The following is a 23,333-nucleotide window of genomic DNA, read 5'->3' as shown; positions in this document are numbered from 1 at the left end:
GTTTTGAGGTTGTAGATGAAACTGACGAAGTCAGTCACATATATACGGCAAGGCGACGTTGACGCGGTTTGAAGAGATTTTCGAAGAGCATTATATTGTTATTATAACACTTTTTATCCAGTTTACGATTTGCTACAATCTTTTACTTGCTTTTTCGTAACAGTTTCATAAAAATAAACTGTCGGACAAATCCTGGACAAAGGGCAACAACCATCTGAATCGCAACACTCTTGGCATATTCCAGATAAGAAATTTGCCCTCTCTTCAGCATGCGCTGACGAGCTTGACGATAAAGTTTGAGATAACGCAGTCCCCCACGACGCTCAAACATCCCTGCTCCGACACGAACCTGACACAAGATTTGATCCAGATTTCCAGTCTTGGCTCCTGCAGCAATCATATTGAGCCAGAGGAGGTCATCCTCCATATAAAGGCCATCCTCATAGTTGCCTGCCTTGAGAACCATGTCCTTCTTGAACATGACAGTCATGTGGTTAAAGGCACTTCTCATCCTTTGATAAGCTACAATATCTGCATGTTGGGTTGGAACATGACGGTAAGAAACAATCTCATCAGGATTGTCAATAAACTCTGCAATATGTCCACCTAATAGGTCGAGCTTGTTCTTCTCCATTAGCTGAACCTGTTTCTCAAAACGGTCTGGAACAGCTATATCATCCGTATCCATACGGGCAATAATATCATACTGACACTGCAAAACACCCTGTCGAAGAGCCAGACCCAAACCTTGATTTTCTTCTAAGGGGCAACGTTTCACTGGAATATCAGACTCAGCTTCAAGCTGGTCTAATACCTGATAGAGCTCAGGTGTCAAAGGCCCATCCTCAACCAGAACCAATTCGCTCGGTTTCAGAGTCTGATTTTGAACACTCTCAATAGCATCCTTTAAAAATGTCGGATTTTCCTTGATATAGACCGACATCAATACGCTGATTTTTTGCTTTTCAGACACAGTTTTTCTCCAATGTATAGATTTCCTTCCACTATTTTATCATAATTTTCAAGACTTTCCCATTTTTATCTTGAAAGCCAGAAACCTTACTTGACATTATAAGGAAAAAACCTTAAAATAAGCTGTTATTAAAATCAGCTAGAAGAGGTATTTTATGAAAAAGCAATCGCTCTTTTTTGTTCCAGGTATTATCCTGATTGGTGTTTCCTTGCGGACTCCTTTTACTGTTTTACCCATTATTTTGGGAGATATTTCGCAAGGTCTGGGGGTAGAAGTTAGTTCACTGGGTGTCTTGACCAGCCTTCCCCTCCTCATGTTTACCCTCTTCTCGCTATTTTCTACCCGACTGGCTCAGAAAATCGGCTTGGAGCATCTCTTCACCTATAGTCTCTTCTTCTTGACTATCGGTTCTCTCATTCGACTAATCAATCTGCCCCTGCTCTATCTAGGAACCTTGATGGTTGGGGCAAGTATCGCAGTCATCAACGTTCTGCTTCCTAGTCTTATCCAAGCCAATCAGCCAAAGAAAATTGGTTTTCTGACCACCTTATATGTAACATCTATGGGGATTGCAACAGCTCTGGCTTCCTATCTAGCTGTGCCCATTACACAAGCCAGTTCTTGGAAAGGACTTATCATCCTCCTCACTTTGCTCTGTCTAGCAACTTTTTGGGTCTGGCTCCCAAATCACCGCTATAATCACAGACTGGCTCCACAAACCAAACAAAAAAGCCAAACAAAGGTCATGCGTAATAAACAGGTCTGGGCAGTTATTGTCTTTGCAGGTTTTCAATCCTTGCTCTTTTACACTGCTATGACTTGGTTACCTACCATGGCCATCCATGCAGGCCTATCCAGTCACGAAGCAGGCTTACTGACTTCTATCTTCTCTCTGATTAGCATTCCTTTTTCAATGACCATCCCAAGCTTGACAACTAGTTTATCTACTCGCAACCGTCAGCTCATGCTCACTCTGGTTTCACTAGCTGGTGTGGTCGGCATTTCCATGCTCTTCTTCCCAATCAATAATTTCATTTACTGGCTTGCTATCCATCTCCTCATCGGAACCGCAACCAGTGCCCTCTTCCCTTATCTCATGGTCAACTTTTCACTCAAGACAAGCGCCCCTGAAAAGACAGCCCAATTATCTGGTCTATCTCAAACAGGAGGCTATATCCTAGCAGCCTTTGGACCGACTCTCTTTGGTTACAGTTTTGACCTGTTCCATTCTTGGGTGCCAGCTGTAGCTGCCCTCTTGCTCGTCGATATCCTGATGACTGTAGCCCTCTTTACAGTGGACAGAGCTGATAAAATCCTTTAAACTTCTAGTTTTTCCTAGAAGTTTTTTATATATAAAAATTTTACACATTTCTCTTGACAGGGCTTTCTTTTAGATGTACAATGTATGTGTAGAAAAATTATATATAAAAATCTTACACATTAGAAAAGGAGGTTCCCCATGTACTTTCCAACATCTTCTGCCTTGATTGAATTTCTCATCTTGGCCGTACTGGAGCAGGATGATTCTTATGGTTATGAGATTAGCCAAACCATTAAGCTGATCGCTAATATCAAAGAATCTACACTCTATCCTATCCTAAAAAAATTGGAAGGCAATAGCTTTCTGACAACCTATTCTAGAGAGTTCCAAGGTCGCATGCGCAAATACTACTCCTTGACAAATGGTGGTATAGAACAGCTCGTGACCCTAAAAGATGAATGGGCACTCTATACAGACACCATCAATGGCATCATAGAAGGGAGTATCCGCCATGACAAGAACTGAATACCTGACTCAGCTAGAACTTTATCTCAAAAAACTGCCTCAGGCTGACCAAATTGAAGCCATGGACTATTTCAGGGAACTCTTTGACGATGCTGGAGTCGAAGGAGAAGAAGAACTCATCGCTAGCTTGGGAACTCCTAAGGAAGCAGCTCACGAAGTCCTATCTAATCTTCTCGATAAAAAAATCAATGAGGCACCCGCTCAAAAAAATAACCGACAAATTTTGCATATCGCCTTGTTAGCTCTCCTTGCAGCACCCATCGGTATTCCTCTGGGAATCGCCATCCTCGTGGCCCTGTTCGGAATCCTTGTGGCAGCTTTGACTGTCATTCTGGCTTTCTTTGCGATTTCCATACTTGGTATCATTGGCGGATTCCTATTTTTAGTTGAAAGTTTTACTATCTTAGCCCAAGCCAAATCAGCCTTTATCTTGATTTTTGGTTCTGGTTTACTAGCTATCGGTGCTTCTTCGCTGGTTTTATTAGGTATTTCCTATGTAGCTCGCTTCTTCGGCCTACTCATTGTTCGCCTGGTGCAATTTGTTCTTAAAAAAGGAAAGAGAGGTGACCAGCATGCGTAAATTGACAAGAGGATTTCTCATTTTTGGTGTGGTGACTACCGTTGTCGGATTTATCCTGCTCTTTGTAGGTATCCAATCTGACGGGATCAAGAGCCTACTTGCTATGTCCAAGGAGCCTGTCTATGATAGTCGGATGGAAGAGTTGACCTTTGGCAAGGAAGTCGAAAATTTAGAGATCACTCTCCACCAGCACGCTCTGACCATCACAGACTCTTTCGATGATCAAATCCACATTTCTTACCATCCATCTCTTTCTGCTCACCATGATCTTATCACAAATCAAAACGACAAAACTCTGAGCCTCACTGATAAGAAACTTTCTGAAACTCCATTTCTCTCTTCTGGAATTGGCGGTATTCTCCATATCGCAAGTAGCTACTCTCGTCGTTTTGAAGAAGTTATTCTACAAGTTCCAAAAGGAAGAAGTCTAAAAGGAATCAACGTCTCAACCAATCGCGGTCAAACCAGTATCACTAATGCCACTCTTGAAAATGCGACCCTCAATACAAACAGCTATATCCTCCGAATTGAAGGAAGTCGTATCAAAAACAGCAAATTCACGACACCCAATATCATTAATATCTTTGATACAGACCTTACAGATAGTCAGCTAGAGTCAACAGAGAATCACTTCCACGCTGAAAATATTAAAGTATATGGTAAAGTAGAACTATCTTCTAAAAATGCGCTGAGTATCATGCTAACTCAAAAAGAAAGCCAAGAAATTAACTTAGACCTCTCGAGTCACCATGGTCCTATTTATCAGTTATCGAGAGATGAGAGTCAACGCCACCCCAACGAATTAAGCAACCCTTACAAAACTGAAAAAACTGATGCAAAAGGTCAACTCATCGCTAAGGCTGATGATTATATTAGTCTTGAAACTACAGCTAACAGACCTTAATAAACCTATTTATATCGACCACTATGACACATAACCCACTAAAAAGGAGGTTCTACCATGAAACAAGAATGGTTTGAAAGTAATGATTTTGTAAAAACAACAAGCAAGAACAAGCCTGAAGAACAACCCCAAGATCTTGCAGACAAGGCTGACGAAACGATAGCCGATCCCGATACACCAATTGAAAAAAATACTCAAGTAGAGGAGGAAGTCTCTCAAGCTGAAGTCAAACTTGAAAACCAGCAAGAAGAGAAAGTTGAAACACCTGAAGACAGTGAAGCGAAAACAGAAATAGAAGAAAAGCAAGACCTTTCTAAAGAAACAGAAAAAGTCACTATAGCTGAAGAGAACCAAGAAGCACTTCCTCAGAAAAAAACAACCACGAAAGAGCCACTTCTTATCAGTCAATCCTTAGAAAGTCCTTATATCCCCGACCAAGCTCCAAAATCTACGGATAGATGGAAAGAGCAAGCGCTTGATTTTTGGTCTTGGCTAGCGGAAGCAATCAAATCTCCTACAAGCAAGCTTGAAACAAGTAGTACACACAGTTATACAGCCATTCTCTTGCTCATTCTGTTTTCTGCGTCTTCCTTTTTCTTTAGTATCTACCACATCAAACATGCTTACTATGGACATATAGCAACTATGCATAATCACTTCCCTGAACAATTTGCTTCATTAAATCTCTTTTCGATTATCTCTATCCTAGTAGCAACAACACTCTTCTTCTTTTCATTCCTCTTGGGTAGTTTCGTTGTGAGACGATTTATCCACCAAGAAAAAGACTGGACGCTAGAAAAGGTTCTCCAACAATATAGTCAACTCTTGGCAATTCCAATCTTCCTCACTGCTATTGCTAGTTTCTTTGCCTTCTTTGACAGCCTACGATTTACAGCCCTCTTGTGTGTGATTAGCATTGGAATCATTCTACTTGCTAGCCTCCATATCATTACAAGACCTAGTCAAGCAAGTGAAACCGACTCCTTCTATCAGTTATTCTTGTCTGTCCTTGTGAACGGAGTTATCATCCTCCTCTTCTTTGTAGCTGAAGTGGCGCTGATTGGGGATTATCTCCGTATCTTGGCCTTTCTTTAAACTTCAATCCTGTCTTTCATGGCAGGATTTTTTATATATCAAAAAGCAAGTCGATTGACCTGCTTCTGCTTTACTTTTCTTGTGCTAATGTTTTAAAATCTTTGTCTAAGATGGGTTGCACTTCTAATTGATTGGCATCTAGTTGGTGGTAAGATGCTGATGGTAGTGACTCTAGGAATTTTGCATAGTTCAAGCGGGCAATGGCTTCATAGTCTTCTGGTTTAGAGCCGTCTCCTGTGATTTGAACCAAGTCAATCTCCCACTGCACTTCCTTATCCACCAATTGCTCAATATAGGCTGCAGGAACAAATGGTTCTCTCGGTAAAACAGTCTTGACGCCTTGAGCTAGATGATAAACACCGTGCACTTGGCCTTCTCCATCCTGATAGAAGGAAACTCTTGCAAAGTAGGCATCTGTCTCTTGAACCGCACGCACACGCGCTTCAAACTGAGCCAAGCCATCTTCCTCTAAAAAGCTTTTCAAATCCTCATGACTAAAGAAAACAGGATTAAAAATTCCTTGGCAAATCGTAAAACGGGCTGCAGTGTCTGTCAGATGGGCTTGAATACTTGCTTGGAAATAAGCTTCAAAGTCAAAACCATCTAGTCCTTCAATCTCAGTTCCTGTATAAGCAAGCAGAGCATCTAAAAATGATTTGATAATCTGCCAGTCTGTCTTCGTTAGTAGGTCAGGAAGATCAATACGGTAAGCTTTTTGACCATCAGCATAACTGACCTTAAAAAGAAATTGTGATTGTCCCACTATCGCACACTCGACATACTCGAGACGATTAAGAGGCTGACGGAGATAGACGGCATCATAGCTATGTGACTCCAAACCGTCTAGCAAGGCCAAGGTAGACTTGGCAGTCAAAATTTCCTGTTCTCCTAAAATGCTCTGTTTATTTGGAATAAAAAATGTTTTCGTCATAACTGGGCTCCTTTGAAATCGTTTACATATAGTATACCCTATTTTTCTGAAAGATACAGAAACAAACTTTAGATTTTTGAGTAAAAAGCATAGAAAAACAGCCCCTGAGGACTGTTTGATATTATACAGTAACTGCTTGATCCAAGATTTCACCAATAGCGGCTAGGCGCTCGACAACTTCTGCTTGTGTCAATTCATTTTCTAAAACATAGCGGTTACGCGGGTGAACACGGCACTCGTGTGAGCATCCACGAAGGTACTTGTCTTCATTTTCTTCTGATGTCAAGATACGACGGTTACAGAATGGATTTCCACAGTTGACATAACGTTCACATGGTGTTCCATCAAACCAGTCTTTCCCTACGATAGTTGGGTTGACATGGTTAACATCTACGGCAATACGCTCGTCAAAGACGTACATTTTCCCATCCCAAAGTTCACCTTGGACTTCTGGGTCTTTACCGTAAGTTGCAATTCCTCCGTGCAATTGGCCGACATCTTTGTAGCCTTCACGGACCATCCAACCTGAGAATTTCTCACAGCGAACCCCACCTGTACAGTAAACCACGACACGCTTGTCCATGAATTTTTCTTTGTTATCACGAACCCATTGTGGCAACTCACGGAAGTTGCGGATATCTGGGCGGATAGCCCCACGGAAGTGTCCTAGGTCGTACTCATAATCGTTACGTGTGTCAAGGACAACGGTATCTTCGTCAAGAAGGGCTTCTTTGAACTCTTTTGGAGACAAGTAGGCACCTGTTGTTTCAAGTGGGTTGATGTCGTTGTCAAAGTCGTTGTCTTCCAAACCAAGGTGAACAATTTCTTTCTTGTAGCGAACGAACATCTTCTTGAAGGCTTGTTCACTTTCTTCGTCAATCTTGAACCAGAGGTCTTCCATGCCTGGGAGGCTGTGAACGTAGTCCATGTATTTTTGAGTTGTTTCGTAGTCACCTGAAACTGTTCCGTTAATTCCCTCGTCAGCGACTAGGATACGCCCCTTAAGGCCGATTGATTTACAGAAAGCCAAGTGATCTGCAGCAAATTGCTCTGCATTTTCAATTGGAGTATAAAGGTAGTAAAGTAAGACACGAATATCTTTTGCCATAAGATTTGTTCTCTTTTCTATTCTTAAATTTTCAGAATTTTTCATCTAACTATACTAGTATACCTGCTTGAGAAAACGAATGCAATTTATTTGACTGGAAATTGTAGAAAGGAATTTATCCCTGCATTTCGTCAGTAGCCATAGCGAATAGCAGATAATTCTCTCAATTTTTTGATTTGCTCAGCTTGACTTTCTGACAGAATCAGCTTATTGTCAATTAACATACGTGAGATGTCAACATTCATTTGACTCAATATAAACGGAATAGAGGTCCCATCGTCCTCTAATCGTCTTTTATAACTCACTAACTGATTTTTCAAGGGAGTCAGCTGAGGCGTATCCTTTATGTCTTCTAGTAGGTGATCTATGATAGTCATGGCTTCACAACGCCTTTCACTGCCTCCGGCAAACCATTTTAATGGTGTCATTCTTATTTTCCTCCTTAAATTGAAAAGCTATCATTCCTAACTCTCGTACCAATATTTCACCCAAATACCCTGTGTAAAAAAGTCAGCAAAAATGGTAATGTAGCGAAAATATTATTAATCACATGCACCGCATAGGAAGGATAAATGCTCTTGGTATAGCGGGTCAAACTAGCAAAGATGACGCCAGATGTTGCAAAGATGAAGATATCTAACAAACTAGGCAGGCTTGAAAAATGAGGAAGAGCAAATAAAATTGACGGAAGAAGCAAATCAAGGCCAAATCGCGAATGCTTAAAAAAGGCGTGTTGCAGTAATCCTCTATAGATTAGCTCTTCTATAAGTGGAGTCAGAAAGAACAAAGTTATATAGATACCTAGCTCAGCAAAGTTGGTCCCACTATAACCGATCAATACAGCCCAACCTTCAGCAGTTGACTGAACATGTTTAGCTGTCTGAACGTTAAAAGAGATCTGGAGCACTACCACTAGTATTGTCAAAATCGAATACCAAAGCCATTTTTTTCTTGGAATGTGAAAGAGATAACCATGACCTGTCTTAACCAGAATCCAAATCATGACTCCGCTAAATAGCACACTCAAGATATTTCGAATCCAGAAAAAATTTCCTATCTGAGAAGAAAATTGCCAATAATTTTGGACGATAAGCGTCAACTGAGAAAGACCAAATACGAAAAATAAATAAGAGAAAACTGCACTTGTTTTGAAGAGAAGTTGATACTTTTTCATGTGATCCCTCCTTTGTAAACTCGGAACGTCTCTAATATAAGCTATATTTTCCTAAATCCTTACTCCAAATCCTAAATGGTACTTGAGATTTCCTGAATGGTTAAATAGTGATAAGAAAACACGGATATCTATGCTTTCGTTTCAAAAAATCACTGCCTCCCCCAGATAAGCCTGAGGAAAACAGTGATTTAATTTTTAGGAATTAGGAATGAATACACGAAATCAATTGATCTTATGATTTTTTGTTTTTCAAGAATTCATCGTATTGTTTTTGCATTTCGTTCAATACTTTATCGTAGGCACCTTCAGATTTCAATTTTTCCATCAATTCTGGAATAGCTTTATCTGGGTCTACAGTACCAGTGTTGATAGCTGTATAGAATTGTTGCATTGTGTTAGAGATAGCTGAGATTTCAGATTTCACATTGTCAGTGTTAAAGATGAATCCAAGCGCTGGAGATTCTTTAGCTTCAGCCAATTGTTTCTTAGAATCTTCAATTTGTTGATCTGTAACGTTTTCATTGATGTAAAGAATCCAGTTGTTACCAGTGTTCCATCCACCCATGTGAGTGTTTCCTTTGTAGCCATCAAGGACTTTAACACGGGTTTCTTTACCTGCAAGTTTTTCCCAGTTCTTGCCTTCTGGACCGTAAACAAGACCGTTCAAAAGTTCTGGGTTAGTGTTCAAGAGGTTCAACACTTCCATTGATTTTTCTTTGTTCTTAGAGTTGTTTGAGATGACAAAGTTAGCAACTTGTGTTGTTTGGTTTTTCTTGATGAAGTTAGTGATTGGTTTGATTTGGATATCTTTGTTCGCAACACGTGAAAGCAAGCTGTTACCGTAGTCAGCTGGTCCTACTGTTTCTTCACGAACGAACCAAGTATCTTGTTGAAGATCAAATGAAGTATCGCTTGTTGCTACGTCTTTTGGAATGTATCCAGCTTCATAGAATTTGTGAAGAGTCTTCAAGTGTTCTTTAAAGCGAGGCACTTCGTAACGGTTTACGATCTTAGTAGTGTCACCTTCAAGGTCAATAACGAATGGAAGTCCATTTGGAACTGGGTAGTCAAAGTTATCAGATGGGATGAAGTTCTTAGTAACCGCAAATGGTACTACATCTGGAGCTTTTTCTTTGATTTGTTTCAAGACTGGCTCAAGTGTTTCATATGAAGTGACACCTGAAATATCGATACCGTATTTAGCAAGAAGAGTTCCGTTGAAGGCGAAGTTTTGAGATGATGCAACGTTGGCTGCAACTGGAACTGCGTAAATTTTACCGTTAATGCTGTTACCTTTGATGTATGCTGGGTCAAGTGCTTTGTAAAGCTCTGCCCCTTCTTTCTTATACAAGTCAGTCAAGTCAGCATAGGCACCTTTTTGAGCATTTACAACATAGTTAGATGCAAAGGCGATATCGTAGTTTTCACCAGATGATGTGATAACTGACATTTTCTTATCATAGTCACCCCATCCAAGATATTGGATATCCAACTTAGCACCAACTTTTTCTCCAATGATTTTGTTAGCATTTTCTAGCAATTCATCCAAGTTATCTGGTTTGTCACCGATTTGGTACATTTTGATAACAGGTTTTTCACCTGAAGCCGAATCAGCAGCTTTCTTGTTGTTACCTGAAAGGTTTCCACAAGCAGCGAGACCAGCAGCCAAAGCGACTACACTAGCAGATGCAAAAGCATATTTTTTCCAGTTTTTCATGACAAAAACTCCTTTTTTTATTTTTAAACTTATAAACAATGTAATGATCTTAACTTCACGCAAGGGAAGTTTGGAAACGAGAAATGTTTTTCTCAATAAGCACTATTCTTTCACACCACCGATAGTCAAACCTTTTACAAAGTAGCGTTGGAAGAATGGATACAAAATCGCGATTGGAAGGGTTGCGACCACAACCATGGCCATACGTCCTGTTTCTTTCGGTAGAGCAACTCCCAATTGACCAGATAGGCCGACTGCTTTGGCGATGTAGTCCATATTTTGTTGGATTTGCATGAGCAAATATTGCAATGGATACAAGTTATCACTCTTGATATAAAGAAGGGCGTTGAACCAGTCATTCCAGAAACCAAGAGCTGTCAAGAGCGTGATGGTTGCGATACCTGGTAGTGACAATGGTAAACAGATTTGGAAGAAGATCCGGGCTTCACTGGCACCATCGATACGAGCAGATTCTAGAATAGCTTCTGGAATGGTCTTCTTAAAGAAGGAACGCATCAAGATGATGTTAAATGGTGAGAGGAGCATTGGAACAATCAAGGCCCAAACTGTATCACCAAGTTGAAGCAAACGAGTGACCACGATATAGCCTGGTACCAAACCAGCATTGAACAACATACTAAGAAGGGCAAAGATCGTAAAGAATCTGCGATACTTAAAGGTTGTCCGTGAAATGGCGTAAGCATAAGTTGTTGTGATAAAAACGTTTGTGATAGTCCCCACCACTGTTACAAAGACTGAGATGAAGAGGGCTTGGAGGATTTTATCCTTAAACTGTGCCAAGAACTCAAAACCGTCTAATCCAAATTGGGATGGGAAGAAGCTATATCCATTTTGAAGGATACTCTTTTCATCTGTCACCGAAATAACAATAACGAATACGAAGGGTAGGATACAAGAGAGGGCGATCAAACCAGAAATGGTACTGAAGAAGATATCTGCTTTCTTACTGAAGGAGTGAATGCCGACATTATCAATTTTTTCTTTTTTAATTTTCTTTTCTGCCATATTCTCCTCCTTTCTAGAACAAGGCTGAGTTTGAATCAACTCGTCTTGCAAGTAAGTTTGATAGGATAACCAAAAGCAAACCGACTACTGATTGGTAGAGACCTGCCGCTGAAGCCATCCCGATATCCGCTGTCTGGGTCAAACCATTATAAACATATACGTCCAAGACGTTGGTTACGTTATAAAGCTGACCAGCATTGTGGGGGATTTGGTAAAAAAGACCAAAGTCTGCACGGAAAATATTTCCGACTGCCAGTATGGTCAATACAGTTACCAACGGTGTCAACTGCGGAATGGTTACATTGCGAATTCGTTGCCATTTGCTGGCTCCGTCTACTGTCGCTGCTTCGTAGTAGGTTGGATCAATTCCCATGATTGTCGCATAGTACATGACACTGCTATATCCAAAACCTTTCCAAATACCTAGGAAAAGTAGGAGATATGGCCAGATGCCCAAGTCAGCGTAGAAATTGATTTCCTTCATTCCGATAGATTCTAGGAAATGGTTGAACACCCCTTTATCAATGTTTAGGAAGGCATCTGTAAAGAAACTGATGATAACCCAAGACAAGAAGTAAGGGAACAACATAGAAGTTTGGAAGATCTTAACCATTCTCTTAGAGCGGAGTTCACTGAGGATAATCGCAATCCCTACAGATACAATCAAACCAATAAAGATAAAGCCTAGATTGTAGAGGACAGTATTTCGTGTGATAATAAAGGCGTCTTTTGAACTAAATAAGAATCTGAAATTATCGAGTCCGACCCATTTACTATTCATGATACTATCTATGAAACCATTACTGGTCATGTGGTAATCTTTAAAGGCAACCACGTTCCCAAATACTGGAATGTAGAAGAATAGAATCAACCAGAGTGCCCCTGGCAAAACCATCAAGAGAAAAATCCAGTTATCTCTCAAGGTTTTTGAAAACTTATTCATAATTTCCTCCCTTTTTTATTTTGATACCCATCTAAAAATTCCTTTTTAGAATTTTGATAACGATTACATTATTAGTATACTCCTATTTGTAGGTTAGGTTAAACTACTAATTATAGAAAAAACTCCACAAATTATTTTATGTGGAGTACTTTTGAAGAAAGGGATGTTTCACGAGAAACACTCTGAGTAATAGCACGGTGTTCTTGTTCCTTATGTCGTGTAGATGGTTGAAGCTGTCGCAATGGTATGCCACTGGTTGGCTGTTGTGGCTGCGAAGTCCTTGTCTGCGTAGAAGTCAGTAAATGGCAGAATTTCCACTTCTAACTCATCGATGCGGTCCAGCTGACCAGCCAGATAAGCTTCGATACGGCTTTCTGCTCGCTTAATGCGTTGCAAGAGTCCGCCCATGCGGATATCGACTGTATCCAAACCAAAGACCTTGTTTTCCTTCAACCATTGATGGCTAAAGAGGGCATGGAAGTCTTCAATTTGGCTTCTGAGTTCTGGTAATTCTTGTCTTGCGATTTCTTGCAGACTTTCTTTATCATCTGCTTGATAGGCTTGACGAATGCGCCGTCCCACATCGACTTTGCTACTTAAAATAGCATTCAACTGGGCCTGCGTTTCAAAGAGGTAGGCATAGTTGCCAGCTTTTTCTTTAATGTCAGCAAGCGTCTCAGCAGCCTGAGCGAAGTGCGGTTTGTCCTGTTCAGGTGTCATGTGTCGGTCAAGGATCGGACAGAGAACATCCTGATAAAAGACATAGCGGTTAGGATTGATCCCGCTGAGATTACCTGGTAGGTCTGGCAAGAGATTAGCCAGGTCAATCTGCATAAAATCTTCAACCGATAAACCTGTATTGGTCTTGAAGTGAGTAGACAAACGGTCTAGGTCATTGCGGTAGCTTAGTTCTGCCCAGATTTGCAAGCTTGGTAGGATAGAAAACTGAGCGGTCTCACCACCATTGTCCCCCCAACCAGTTACGATGACTTCTTTAATCTGATTAGAACGACAGGCTTTATTGGCCTCTATAGCAATAAGACGGCTGAAATGGTTGTTGGGCGTAAAACCAATCCACTTCCAAGCCCCGCCTGCAAAGGCGATATCTTGGCTAATCTTGTGGTGATTGCGGAAGTTACGGTTGTATTTTTCCTCACTGTCCTGATAATAGTCCCAGTAAACCAAAGTCACTCGGTCTTTGAGACGATCTAGGTAGACACGAGTTTCTTCTGGAATTTCCACATCACGGTCGTACTGGCCATCTGCTGACATAAGTTTAAAGAACATATCGCTCCACATCTGGCAGTGGAAACCATATTTGTCAGCAATATCTAGCACGCGCTCCAAGTGTTGGCACATGAGGAGACTACGATCCACAACACCGTTCAGGATCAGGTAGCGTCCCAAGCCAACCAAGTGGGCTTCATCCATCCCAATATTGACCTTGCGAGTTTGCAGTTTAGACAGAGTAGCAAACATGCCATCAATCAGGTTATAAACTTTTTCTTCGCCGATAAGAAGAATATCCTCCACATCACGGAGTTGCTGGACTTCTTTGACACCCCATTTAACAAAGGCTGACAAGTGGGCCAAAGTCTGGATACATGGCACAAAGGTCATGTCAAACTGCTGGGCATAGGTTTCGATTTCCTGCAACTCCTCTGCTGAATAAGCCCCGCGGAAATAGCCAAAGTAAGGCTGCCCTTCAATCTGGTAAGTGTCTTCCATGTAAAGCTCAAAGGTTGAGTAGCCCATGAGAGCCAAGAGCTCAATCATCTGCTTGGCAGAAGCCACATTCAGCACCGCATTTCGGGAACAGTCTGCCATGTAGGCTAGATCTTCGTAAGCTGCTTGTTCTTCAATCTCCACCTTGTCACCTTCTGCTAGAGCTGTTGCCAACAAGGATAAGGCACGGTAGAGTTGGTGGGATTTGCGGTAGGTCAATTGATAGTGACTACCCTCACCCTTAATAGAGATAGAGACTTGGTCAGACTGAGCGACTGCTACCTCTACATCTGGCAGAGAAATGTGAGTTTTTAATACTTCAATAGCTTGCGCTTGTTTGGTACTAAGTCCTGTAAATCTCACCATTGATTTTCCTCCTGTAGCCAGTTGACAAGGGCACCGTAGAGATTGGCATCTGCATGATAGGTGCAGGATTGGATAACTGGTGCGACCGTGTATTCTTCGTAGGTATCAACAAAGTCTTCAACAGCTTCCTTGACACCTTGGATAAAATCTGGATTTTGACTGATAGAGCCTCCCAGACTAATAACATCTGGATCAATCAGATACTGAATATTGAGTAAACCTTGAGCCAGATTGCGGTTCATGCGCTCAATAGCTTCTTTGCAAAGGGTATTTCCTGCTGCAGCCTCTTGGTAAATCTTGCGACCGTCCCAGTCAGTCTGACCAGATTTTTCAATCACGTAGCGAACCATATTCCCAGTTGACGCTAGTTGCGACCAGTTGTTGAGCTTTTCAGCAGGGGCAAGGGTGGTCATGTAGCCAAATTCTCCACCCAGGCCGTGGCGACCTCGATGAAGTCTACCATTGATAATCATGGCTCCGCCAATCCCTGTCCCAATCACGACACAGGCTGCATTTTCAAGTTCTGGATGAGCTAGCAGTTCACTAAGTCCAACGCAGTTGGCATCATTTTCTAGATGAACAGGTAGCTGATAAGAGCTAAGTGCCTTATACCAAGAAAAGCCATGGATGTAGGGCACAGCACTGAAGCCATCAATCACACCTGTCTCTTGATTGACCGCACCTGGAACGCTCATAGCAATCCCGCTATAATCCTGCTCTGACAAGCGTTGATCTAACCAAACTAGTAAATCCTCCAAATTTTCTGGTGTTGGGATACTTGTCTTATCTAGTATTTTTCCATCAGGAGTCAGACTAGCAAACTTAATACCAGTCCCTCCGATATCAATCGTTGCAATGGTCATTGTTTTTACCATAAAAAGGGGCGAATCAGCAGTTAGTCCTTACTTTTTCGCCCCTCCTTTCTTTTTATGTTTACTTTTTGAAATTAAATTTCTTCTTTTTTGATGAATTCTGTACGAATCTCTTGTGGTGAAATGAGGCCTCTATGAACTGGGTATGGTCGTTCAAGTAGGTCAAGGAAGAGATGTTGACTTTCTGGTACACGTACATTTTCACTACACATATTGTAGTAACGAAGCACATAGCCTTCTTCATTTTCAGCTACCTTAAAGGCTGTTGGACAGATTTGCGGTATGCTGAGAACCGAATGGCTCAAGAAGCTACCAGTCGCAGCCACGCTTCCTTCTTGTCTAGCAACCTGAATACTGGTAAATGGTGTCTGCAAGGCTTTAGCACGACGGAAAGCTGAGAAGCGTTCTTGGGCTTGGTGGCACTCAAGCGCAAACTCGACTTCAAACTCACGCAAGCATTGGGCTTCTGGTGTTGGGAAGTAGCCCCAGTCACCCAACTCACCTGATGCACGCAGAATAGTCACTGCAATAGTATCATCTCCTAAAATTTCGTATTCGTTCAATCCCTTATTGGATACAGTCACACCTTTTTCATCATCATAAAGGCTAACAAAGGCTTGTTGGTGTTGAGGATTTTCAGGATTTTCCCATGAAGCAGCTGGTTTGTTTGGTCGTGTCACCACCTCATAGATGCTTTCAGAATCATTGCTTGGACGCGTGTTATGAGTCTTGACCAAGAGACGGATACGGTGGTCTTTGGCAGTGTTAGTAAAGCGAGTCTTGCAACGGATTTGTGGATTATCAACGAAAACAGTCATCTCAGTTTCCAGAGGAATGCTTGTCAACTCTTCTGAACGTCCAGCTTCACGCTTCATAAACTCGATGATACCTTTTTGTTCTTCTTCTAGCTTTTCGTCCGCACTGACAGGCACGGTCAACTCATGTTTGAGCAAAATCTTAGCATATCGAGCTGTGTTTTCCAAGACCTCGTAGCCCTTAAGCTCTGCATAGATAGGCTCTGTTCCTTTTGGTTGGAAATAGATATACTCGTTTCCGATGTCACCACGGTCCTCAAAACGGATAAAATCTTCATAGGCTTCGTGAGTTGTCTTGTCATAGACTGTGATGTTGTCATCCACACTCACCGTTACAAATGGCGTATCAATCACTCCGTTTTGGTAAATACCGTCGCGGTGTTCTTGTTCTCCTTCCAGCAATTGGAAGGTTGTCCAAGAAAGCGGCGCTAGGTGAACTGGAATGGTCACACGCACTTGTCGAGCAATACGAGCTTGGCGGAACTTGTCTTTTGGTAAATCATACTCAAAATTAGCCCCAATATCCTCGATTTTAGCTCCTACAGGACGCCCATCCAAGTCCTCCACACGGTAGCTTGGCAAGGTAAGAGCAGCCATCTTCTTGTAGCCTTCTGTTGGGTGCAATTCCTTAAAATCACAAGTCGCCACATCAATCACTGTGCTGACAGTATCAACCTTATCATGCAATCCTGTGTTAATGACAGTAAAGAGATAATCACTTTGAGCCTTAGCTGTAGCGATTTTGCCCTTCCACTCGTTAAGAAGGTTAGTCTTGACAAAGTTTCCTACTTGGTTGACCTTGGCAAAACGAGTTTCCATCTCGCGGTGAACTTCGTCCACGCTACAGCCACAGATACTATCATGCGGCGCATTTTGCAAAAGAGTTTTCCAAGCATAGGTCAACTGGTCCTTGTGGTTATGCCCACCAGTGATAATAGTCAAGGGTTCTACAACTTGCTCTAGGAGGTTGCTATTTTCTTGGAAGGCTTGTTTGAGATAAATGCGGGATGAAGAAGTGTTGGCAAGTGTGTACCAGCCATCTGTTTCCTGACTTGTCAACTCGCCTGTAACCGTTGATAACTGCTCTGGAAGCGCACCTTCCACAGCTTGAACATATTCATCAAAAGAACTATGAACAAAGGTTACATCTGGGAAGAGTTCATTTGCCACACGAATGGCTTCGCTCAGATTTTTCTGTACAGGCTGGTGATCACAGCCGTTCATCATCAACCATTGGTTGGTCGAAGCATAGTCACGAACGTCTGCCAGTTTTTGTTTCCAGAAGGTCAAGGCCTCGTCTTTATCCACTGGAATTTCATTCCCATTACTATACCAGTTGGCAAAGAGGATACCGAGAACACGACTTCCGTCCGCACCCTGCCAGTACATTTCTGAAAACTGGGAAGTAAACTGCTCATCTTCGAGAACTTGGTTGTCAAATCCAATCGGCTTCACACCACGCCCAAAGGCTGCCACGTGAATGCCTGATTTCTGTAGGATTTGAGGCGCTTGTCCCATGTTCCCAAAGGTATCTGGGAAGTAGCCAATCTGAGTAGATTTGCCCCACTTTGCAGCTTCCTGCTGACCAATCAAGGTATTGCGGATATTGGCTTCACTTGAAATCAAGTAGTCATCTTGCAAGATGTAAAAAGGACCAATTTTAAGTTTTCCTTCGTCGATGTATCGTTGGACTTTGTCGCGATTTTCAGGGCGAATTTGCAAGTAGTCGTCAAGGACAATAGTTTGTCCATCCAAGTGGAAACTCTTGAACTCAGGGTCATTTTCAAAGAGATCAAAAAGATTGTCAAATAATTCCACCAACTGCATACGGTGGCTTTCAAAAGGTAAATACCACTCACGATCCCAGTGACTATGTGAGATAATATGTACGACAACATTTTCCATGAAGTAAAACCTCATTCTAAATTTAAATTTTTATTGTTAACGTTTTAAATGTAAAGGTGTGATTCTGACAAGAATCGGTTGCGCTAATACTCAATAAAAATCAAAGAGCAAACTAGGAAGCTAGCCGCAGGCTGCTCAAAGCACAGCTTTTAGGTTGTAGATAAAGCTGACATAGTTTGAAGAGATTTTCGAAGAGTATAAAGCGTGTTCCTTAACGGATATCCAAGTAATCCAAGACCAATTCACAGAACATCATGTTGGCCCAAGAGAACCATTCACGAGAGTAGAGGGTCGGATCATCTACGTGGAAGCTTTCATGCATAACACCTGTACCACCATCGCAAGCAACCAGCTGATCCAGCAAGAATTTTTTCTCTGCCTTATCTCTTGTTGTCAAACCTTGGATAGACAGAGCGATTGGCCAGATATAGCGATAGAAGGTATGAGAACTTCCGAGACCGCTAGCGTATTCTCCTTGGTAGAAGTAGGGATTTTCCGGGCTCAGAATGGTACGACGAGTGGCTTGATAAACTTCATCATCGACTGAACAGTAGCCCAGATAAGGCGCAGCCAGCAGACTTGGTACGTTTGGATCATCCATGATGCTAGCATTTCCCAAACCATCCACTTCAAAGGCATAAATCTTTTCGCCCTTGCTGTTGGTGGTGTAAGCGTAGTTGTCGATTCCTTCTTGAATCTCAGTCTGGAGACGATTGGCATCAGCAATAACACTCTCGCTATCAGCTAGGTTTAATGCTGCGAAGATCTCTTGCACATACCCCAAGACTACTACAGCAAACATATTTGATGGTATCAAGTAACTATACTGACAGCAGTCATCGCTTGGACGAAAAGCTGACCAGGTCATGCCTGTCACTGCAAAATCAGGTCCAAAGCCATCATTTACCAAGGTGTCTTCCTTACGATCGGTATCACGAACAAAACGATAAGGAGAGTTCTTGTGGTCTTGTTCCACTGTCCAAAGATGGAGAATTTCCTTAGTCGCTGCGACAAAAGTCTCATCAAACTGGCTAGTCTCGCCAGTCTCTTTCCAGAGGAGATAAGCCAACTGCAAAGGATAGCAAAGCGAATCCACCTCATACTTGCGTTCCCAAATCCAGCCATTCAGGTCGGTATGGTCTGTCTCGTGGTGCCCCTTCCAGTTTTCCTCGATGTTGAAGGAATTGGCATAAGGATCCTTGAGTATCAAGGTCATCTGACGTTTGACCAAACCTGAGATGGTCTGACGCAAGAGGGCATCCCTTTTAGCCACATGCAGGTAGGGTCTGAGTTGGGCTGTCGAATCCCGAAGCCACATAGCAGGAATATCCCCAGTCAAGACAAAAGTTGAACCGTCTTCGAGAATTTCAACCGTATTGTCCAAAGTGTCAGTGTAGCAACGTTCAAAGACATCCACCCACTCTGGATGGTCCTTAGCCCGCTCCGCTACTTCATCTAGCCACTCTCTAACAATTTCTTTCGAATAAATCATCGTGCAGTATCCTCTTTCAAACAAGTTTCATTTTCAGTATATAGCTTTTGAGACAGAAAATACATACACAAATGATAGTCATTTTTCTACAAAATAGTTATCTTTAAAACTCCTTTTCTAAAGGCTATCTTTTTCTGATATAATGTAGAAAAACAGCCAAAGGAAAGACTATGAAACCACTACTTGAAACCATCGATACCCGCTTTGGAACTGCCAGCAAGCATGCCTTTTCTCGGGGAAATACCCTGCCATACACAGACGTTCCTTTTGGGATGAATTACTTTGTGCCCCAGACCAGTGACCAAGAGGGATCTTGGTTTTTTGATCCGCATCTGCCTATCTTTCAGGGGATTCGATTAACCCACCAGCCCAGCCCTTGGATTGGAGACTACTCTTGGCTCCTTCTAACACCTGTCACAGGCCAACTAGGTGGAGACAGCCTCTTCCATCGTCAGTCTTCTTATGATATAGACAAGGCCTCTTTCCAACCCCATTATCTAAAAATTTTCTCCCTGCGCTATCAGATTGAAACCCAGCTCACACCGACTTGCTACGGTGCTTCTATTCGTTTGGAGCAAAAGCAAGGCAAAACCCTCTCCCTCTATCTTCACGCAGCAGATGAACTGACCGTGGAGCAAGTAGATAAGCGAACTCTTGCCCTACGACAAGAAGGAAAAACTGAAACCAACAAAAATCCACTGATACTGTTCACATCCCTGAAAATGAATACGGATATCCTTGCTATCAGCCAAGAAGGTGGAGACTGGCGAATTGACTTAGCAGATAGTCATGCTGAAATTCAGCTAGGGACTTCTTTCATCTCTCCTTCTCAAGCACTGCTTAATCTACCTCAAGAAGATTTTAATAGCTGTAAAGCAAATGCACAAGCGGACTGGGAAAATCTCCTCCATCGTTTTGACATTATAGAGACAGGAGAAGCTGACCGAACCTTCTTTGATCACTGTCTCTACAGACTCTTCCTCTTTCCTCAAACTTTTTATGAGATTGATGAATCAGGACAAGCCATCCACATGGATCTGGCTACTGGAACTGTCAAACCCGGTATCCTCTTCAGCAACAATGGTTTCTGGGATACCTTTCGCACCACCTTCCCCCTCTTTGCCCTTATCATACCGGAACACTATCACCGCTTTTTAGAAGGTTTCCTCAATAGCTACCGCGATACTGGTTTTCTCCCAAAATGGCTAGCCCCAGATGAACGTGGCATGATGCCCGGTACTCTGCTAGATGGCATTATCGCAGATAGCGCCTGCAAGGACATGGCTCCCGATTTAGAGAAAGAACTCCTCCAAGCCATGCTGGAGACAGCCACCAAGTCCGACCCTCTCGGCATCAATGGTCGTCACGGACTATCCCAATACCAAGAATTAGGTTATCTCTCTACCGACCACCACGAAAGTGTCAGTCACACTCTTGACTATGCCTATAGCGACTTTTGTATCGCCAGCTGTGCCAAAAAACTAAGAAAAATAGAAATCGCTGAAACCTACAAGGCCGCATCTCAAAATTACCGCCATCTATTTGATGCTGAGACAGGTTACATGCGAGCGCGTGATAGTCAAGGCAACTTCCGCCCTGACTTCTCTCCTTATAGTTGGGGACGTGATTATGCCGAATGCTCTGCCATCCAAGCAACTTTAGGCGTCCTCCACGACATCCCAGGCTTAATCCAACTTATGGGTGGAAAAGAAGCCTTTAGCAACTATCTTTTGAAAACCTGTCAAGATGCTCCTCTCTTTGAGACAACAGGCTATGGTTACGAAATTCACGAAATGAGCGAGATGGCTACTGCTCCTTTTGGACAAATAGCCATTTCCAACCAGCCGAGCTTCCACATTCCTTATCTATTCCGTTACAGCAACTACCCTAACTACACTGCCCTTCTCATCAAGACTCTCCGTCAGAAAGCCTTTCATCCAAGCTGGGAAGCCTATCCTGGCGATGAAGACAATGGCAGTCTCTCAGCCTGGTACATCTGGTCAGCTCTCGGATTCTATCCAATCTGTCCAGGCAAGCCCAGCTATGATCTCGGAATTCCTCTCTTTGACCACCTCCGTATCTACCTTGCTAAAGAAAATAAATGGCTAGATATTCATACTGAGCAAAACCACAGCCACTTCAACTTTGTCAAAGAATGCCGACTGGACACAACTCTAGTATCAACTATTCAACACCAAGACCTCCTAAAAGCTGACCAACTAACCTTTACACTTAGCTGGTTGCCAAGTCATCCGTCCACTTCCTGAAATGCAAAAATCTCCTAGCAGACTTTCCTGCTAGGAGATTTTCTTATGAGAGGTACTTATTTAAGCTTTGAAAATCGGATTTATCATCTGATGTTTATCAAACAATCTACCAATTAAGCTTCTTCGTCTTCTTTACGACGACGGCCTGCAAGACCAAGACCAAGTAATGCACTTGCGGCTGCTGCTACCATAGCTACAGTAGAATCTGCTGTACCTGTATTTGGCAACTCTTTAGCTGCTTTACGCTCATTTGCTTGTGCTGATGCTGTTTGACCAGCATTAGCTGAACTTCCATTGTCTGCAGAAGGACGTTGTTTAAAGATATCTTTAGCTACGATTGTGTAAACTTTACCATCTTTAGTAATTACAGTTGCGTTTCCTGCTTTGTCGAAGATAACTTCTACTACATCAGCATTTGCTCCTTTAATCTTAGCTTTTGCAGCTTCTTTTTCTGCATCTGTTAAGTTATTGAAGTCTGCTACTGTTTCTTTTTCGAAGTCAACGTTGATGTTTTCACCATTGTTCTTAGCTGCAACATCTTTAGCATCTTTAACTAATTGAGCTGCTGGAATTGTTGCTGTCTTACCTTCTGGTGTTGTTACTGTCGCATTTCCGTTTTCGTCTACTACTACAGTTGATCCTGGGTTGACTGCTTTAATTGATTCTTTAACTTTTTCAATTTCATCAGCTGTTAATTTAGCTTTATCTCCAACTAACACTCTAGTTGCTGGTGTGTTTACACCATTTTGTTGAGTTGGATCAGTTAATTTATCTTCTGGAATTACTAAGTCAAGTTCTGGGATTACTAATACTGTTCCATCACCTTTAGTAACGATTACATCACCTTTATCATTTACTACTACAGTTGATCCTGGATTTACATCCTCTACTGCTTTCTTAACTTTTGCTTTTTCTTCATCTGTTAAGTTAGCTGGATCCTTAACTACTGTCTTAGTTGCTGGTGTGTTTGCACCATTTCCTGCATTTGCTTTACCTGCATCTGCTGCTGACTTAGTTAAGTCTGTTGCTGGAATTGTTGCTGTTTTACCTTCTGGGGTTGTGACTGTTGCGTTTCCTTTATCGTCTACAACTACTGTTGCATCTGGGTTTACAGCTTTAACTTTATCTTCGATCGCTTTCTTCTCTTCTGGAGTTAAGTTAGCTGGATTTTTAACTTCTACCTTAGATGCTGGTGTGTTTACTGCATTTCCTGCATTTGCTTTATCTGCATCTGCTGCTGACTTAGTTACGTCTGCTGCTGGAATTACGGCTGTATTTCCTTCTGGGGTTGTGACTGTTGCGTTTCCTTTATCGTCTACTACAACTTTAGATCCTGGGTTGACTGCCTCAATTGCTTTCTTAACTTTTGCTTTTTCTTCATCTGTTAAGTTGGCTGGATCTTTAACTTCTACCTTAGCTGCTGGTGTGTTTACTGCATTTCCTGCATTTGGTTTAGTTGCAGCTTCTGGATTTTTCGTCAAGTCTGCTGCTGGAATTACGGCTGTCTTACCTTCTGGAGTTGTAACTGTCGCATTTCCTTTATCATCTACAACTACTGTTGCATCTGGATTTACAGCTTTAACTTTATCTTCGATCGCTTTCTTCTCTTCTGGAGTTAAGTTAGCTGGATCTTTTACTGCTGTCTTATCTGCTG

Annotated in this window: 19 protein-coding genes; 6 read left to right on the top strand and 13 right to left on the bottom strand. The window is 42.1% G+C overall.

Annotation, left to right across the window (positions count from 1 at the left end; genetic code table 11):
- Positions 1–142 precede the first annotated feature (142 nt).
- Entirely contained in the window at positions 143–973 is an 831-nt protein-coding gene (locus O3601_RS02675; RefSeq protein ID WP_371470998.1) for a glycosyltransferase, read from the bottom strand.
- A 154-nt stretch (positions 974–1,127) separates the two neighbouring features.
- Here O3601_RS02675 and O3601_RS02670 point away from each other — a divergent pair, with 154 nt between their 5' ends.
- The 5 genes from O3601_RS02670 (at position 1,128) to O3601_RS02650 (ending at position 5,338) form a co-directional block, all read left to right on the top strand.
- Complete coding sequence (locus O3601_RS02670) at positions 1,128–2,294, top strand: MFS transporter (RefSeq protein WP_153226219.1); 1,167 nt, start codon at positions 1,128–1,130, stop codon at positions 2,292–2,294.
- Positions 2,295–2,432: 138 nt separating this feature from the next.
- Entirely contained in the window at positions 2,433–2,759 is a 327-nt protein-coding gene (locus tag O3601_RS02665; protein WP_000273858.1) for a PadR family transcriptional regulator, read from the top strand.
- Entirely contained in the window at positions 2,746–3,339 is a 594-nt protein-coding gene (locus O3601_RS02660) for a DUF1700 domain-containing protein (protein ID WP_061088527.1), read from the top strand. The genes O3601_RS02665 and O3601_RS02660 overlap by 14 nt, the downstream gene beginning before the upstream one ends.
- Complete coding sequence (locus tag O3601_RS02655; RefSeq protein ID WP_061088528.1) at positions 3,332–4,243, top strand: DUF4097 family beta strand repeat-containing protein; 912 nt, start codon at positions 3,332–3,334, stop codon at positions 4,241–4,243. Before O3601_RS02660 ends, O3601_RS02655 begins: the two co-directional genes overlap by 8 nt.
- Positions 4,244–4,300: 57 nt before the next feature.
- Complete coding sequence (locus O3601_RS02650; protein WP_371470995.1) at positions 4,301–5,338, top strand: DUF6574 domain-containing protein; 1,038 nt, start codon at positions 4,301–4,303, stop codon at positions 5,336–5,338.
- A gap of 70 nt (positions 5,339–5,408) precedes the next feature.
- Here the strand turns inward: O3601_RS02650 and O3601_RS02645 are convergent, their stop codons facing one another.
- The 11 genes from O3601_RS02645 to O3601_RS02595 form a co-directional block, all read right to left on the bottom strand.
- Complete coding sequence (locus O3601_RS02645) at positions 5,409–6,269, bottom strand: DUF4299 family protein (RefSeq protein ID WP_371470993.1); 861 nt, start codon at positions 6,267–6,269, stop codon at positions 5,409–5,411.
- Between the two features lie 121 nt (positions 6,270–6,390).
- Positions 6,391–7,377, bottom strand: coding sequence for a rhodanese-related sulfurtransferase (locus O3601_RS02640; protein WP_001030019.1), 987 nt, complete (start codon positions 7,375–7,377; stop codon positions 6,391–6,393).
- A gap of 131 nt (positions 7,378–7,508) precedes the next feature.
- Positions 7,509–7,805, bottom strand: a complete 297-nt coding sequence (locus O3601_RS02635) for a bacteriocin immunity protein (RefSeq protein WP_371470990.1) — start codon at positions 7,803–7,805, stop codon at positions 7,509–7,511.
- A 56-nt stretch (positions 7,806–7,861) separates the two neighbouring features.
- Positions 7,862–8,551 (bottom strand): lysostaphin resistance A-like protein, encoded by a 690-nt coding sequence (locus O3601_RS02630; protein ID WP_371470987.1) that lies wholly within the window; start codon positions 8,549–8,551, stop codon positions 7,862–7,864.
- 232 nt (positions 8,552–8,783) lie between these two features.
- Positions 8,784–10,268, bottom strand: coding sequence for an ABC transporter substrate-binding protein (locus O3601_RS02625; protein WP_371470985.1), 1,485 nt, complete (start codon positions 10,266–10,268; stop codon positions 8,784–8,786).
- A gap of 102 nt (positions 10,269–10,370) precedes the next feature.
- Complete coding sequence (locus O3601_RS02620) at positions 10,371–11,294, bottom strand: carbohydrate ABC transporter permease (protein WP_000818351.1); 924 nt, start codon at positions 11,292–11,294, stop codon at positions 10,371–10,373.
- Between the two features lie 13 nt (positions 11,295–11,307).
- Positions 11,308–12,237, bottom strand: coding sequence for a sugar ABC transporter permease (locus tag O3601_RS02615; protein WP_061088534.1), 930 nt, complete (start codon positions 12,235–12,237; stop codon positions 11,308–11,310).
- Between the two features lie 210 nt (positions 12,238–12,447).
- Positions 12,448–14,328, bottom strand: a complete 1,881-nt coding sequence (locus O3601_RS02610) for a beta-N-acetylhexosaminidase (protein ID WP_371470982.1) — start codon at positions 14,326–14,328, stop codon at positions 12,448–12,450.
- On the bottom strand, positions 14,322–15,191 hold the full coding sequence (locus tag O3601_RS02605; RefSeq protein ID WP_371470979.1) for an ROK family protein: 870 nt from the start codon (positions 15,189–15,191) through the stop codon (positions 14,322–14,324). The genes O3601_RS02610 and O3601_RS02605 overlap by 7 nt, the downstream gene beginning before the upstream one ends.
- 83 nt (positions 15,192–15,274) lie before the next feature.
- The gene (locus tag O3601_RS02600) at positions 15,275–17,920 is read right to left on the bottom strand and encodes an alpha-mannosidase (protein WP_371470977.1); all 2,646 of its coding nucleotides are present in this window, start codon (positions 17,918–17,920) and stop codon (positions 15,275–15,277) included.
- 211 nt (positions 17,921–18,131) lie between these two features.
- Positions 18,132–19,412, bottom strand: coding sequence for a glycoside hydrolase family 125 protein (locus O3601_RS02595; RefSeq protein WP_371470975.1), 1,281 nt, complete (start codon positions 19,410–19,412; stop codon positions 18,132–18,134).
- A 170-nt stretch (positions 19,413–19,582) separates the two neighbouring features.
- Here O3601_RS02595 and O3601_RS02590 point away from each other — a divergent pair, with 170 nt between their 5' ends.
- Positions 19,583–21,679, top strand: coding sequence for a GH92 family glycosyl hydrolase (locus O3601_RS02590; RefSeq protein WP_371470973.1), 2,097 nt, complete (start codon positions 19,583–19,585; stop codon positions 21,677–21,679).
- A gap of 113 nt (positions 21,680–21,792) precedes the next feature.
- Here O3601_RS02590 and O3601_RS02585 read toward each other — a convergent pair.
- On the bottom strand, positions 21,793–23,333 hold a 1,541-nt coding region (locus O3601_RS02585; RefSeq protein WP_371470972.1), incomplete at its 5' end, for an LPXTG cell wall anchor domain-containing protein.

Origin of the sequence: Streptococcus sp. 20925_1_69 (assembly GCF_041432365.1) — a bacterium.
GTDB lineage: Bacteria > Bacillota > Bacilli > Lactobacillales > Streptococcaceae > Streptococcus.
The sequence above is the reverse complement of the archived record's forward strand: the minus strand, read 5'-3'. Positions and strand labels throughout refer to the sequence as shown.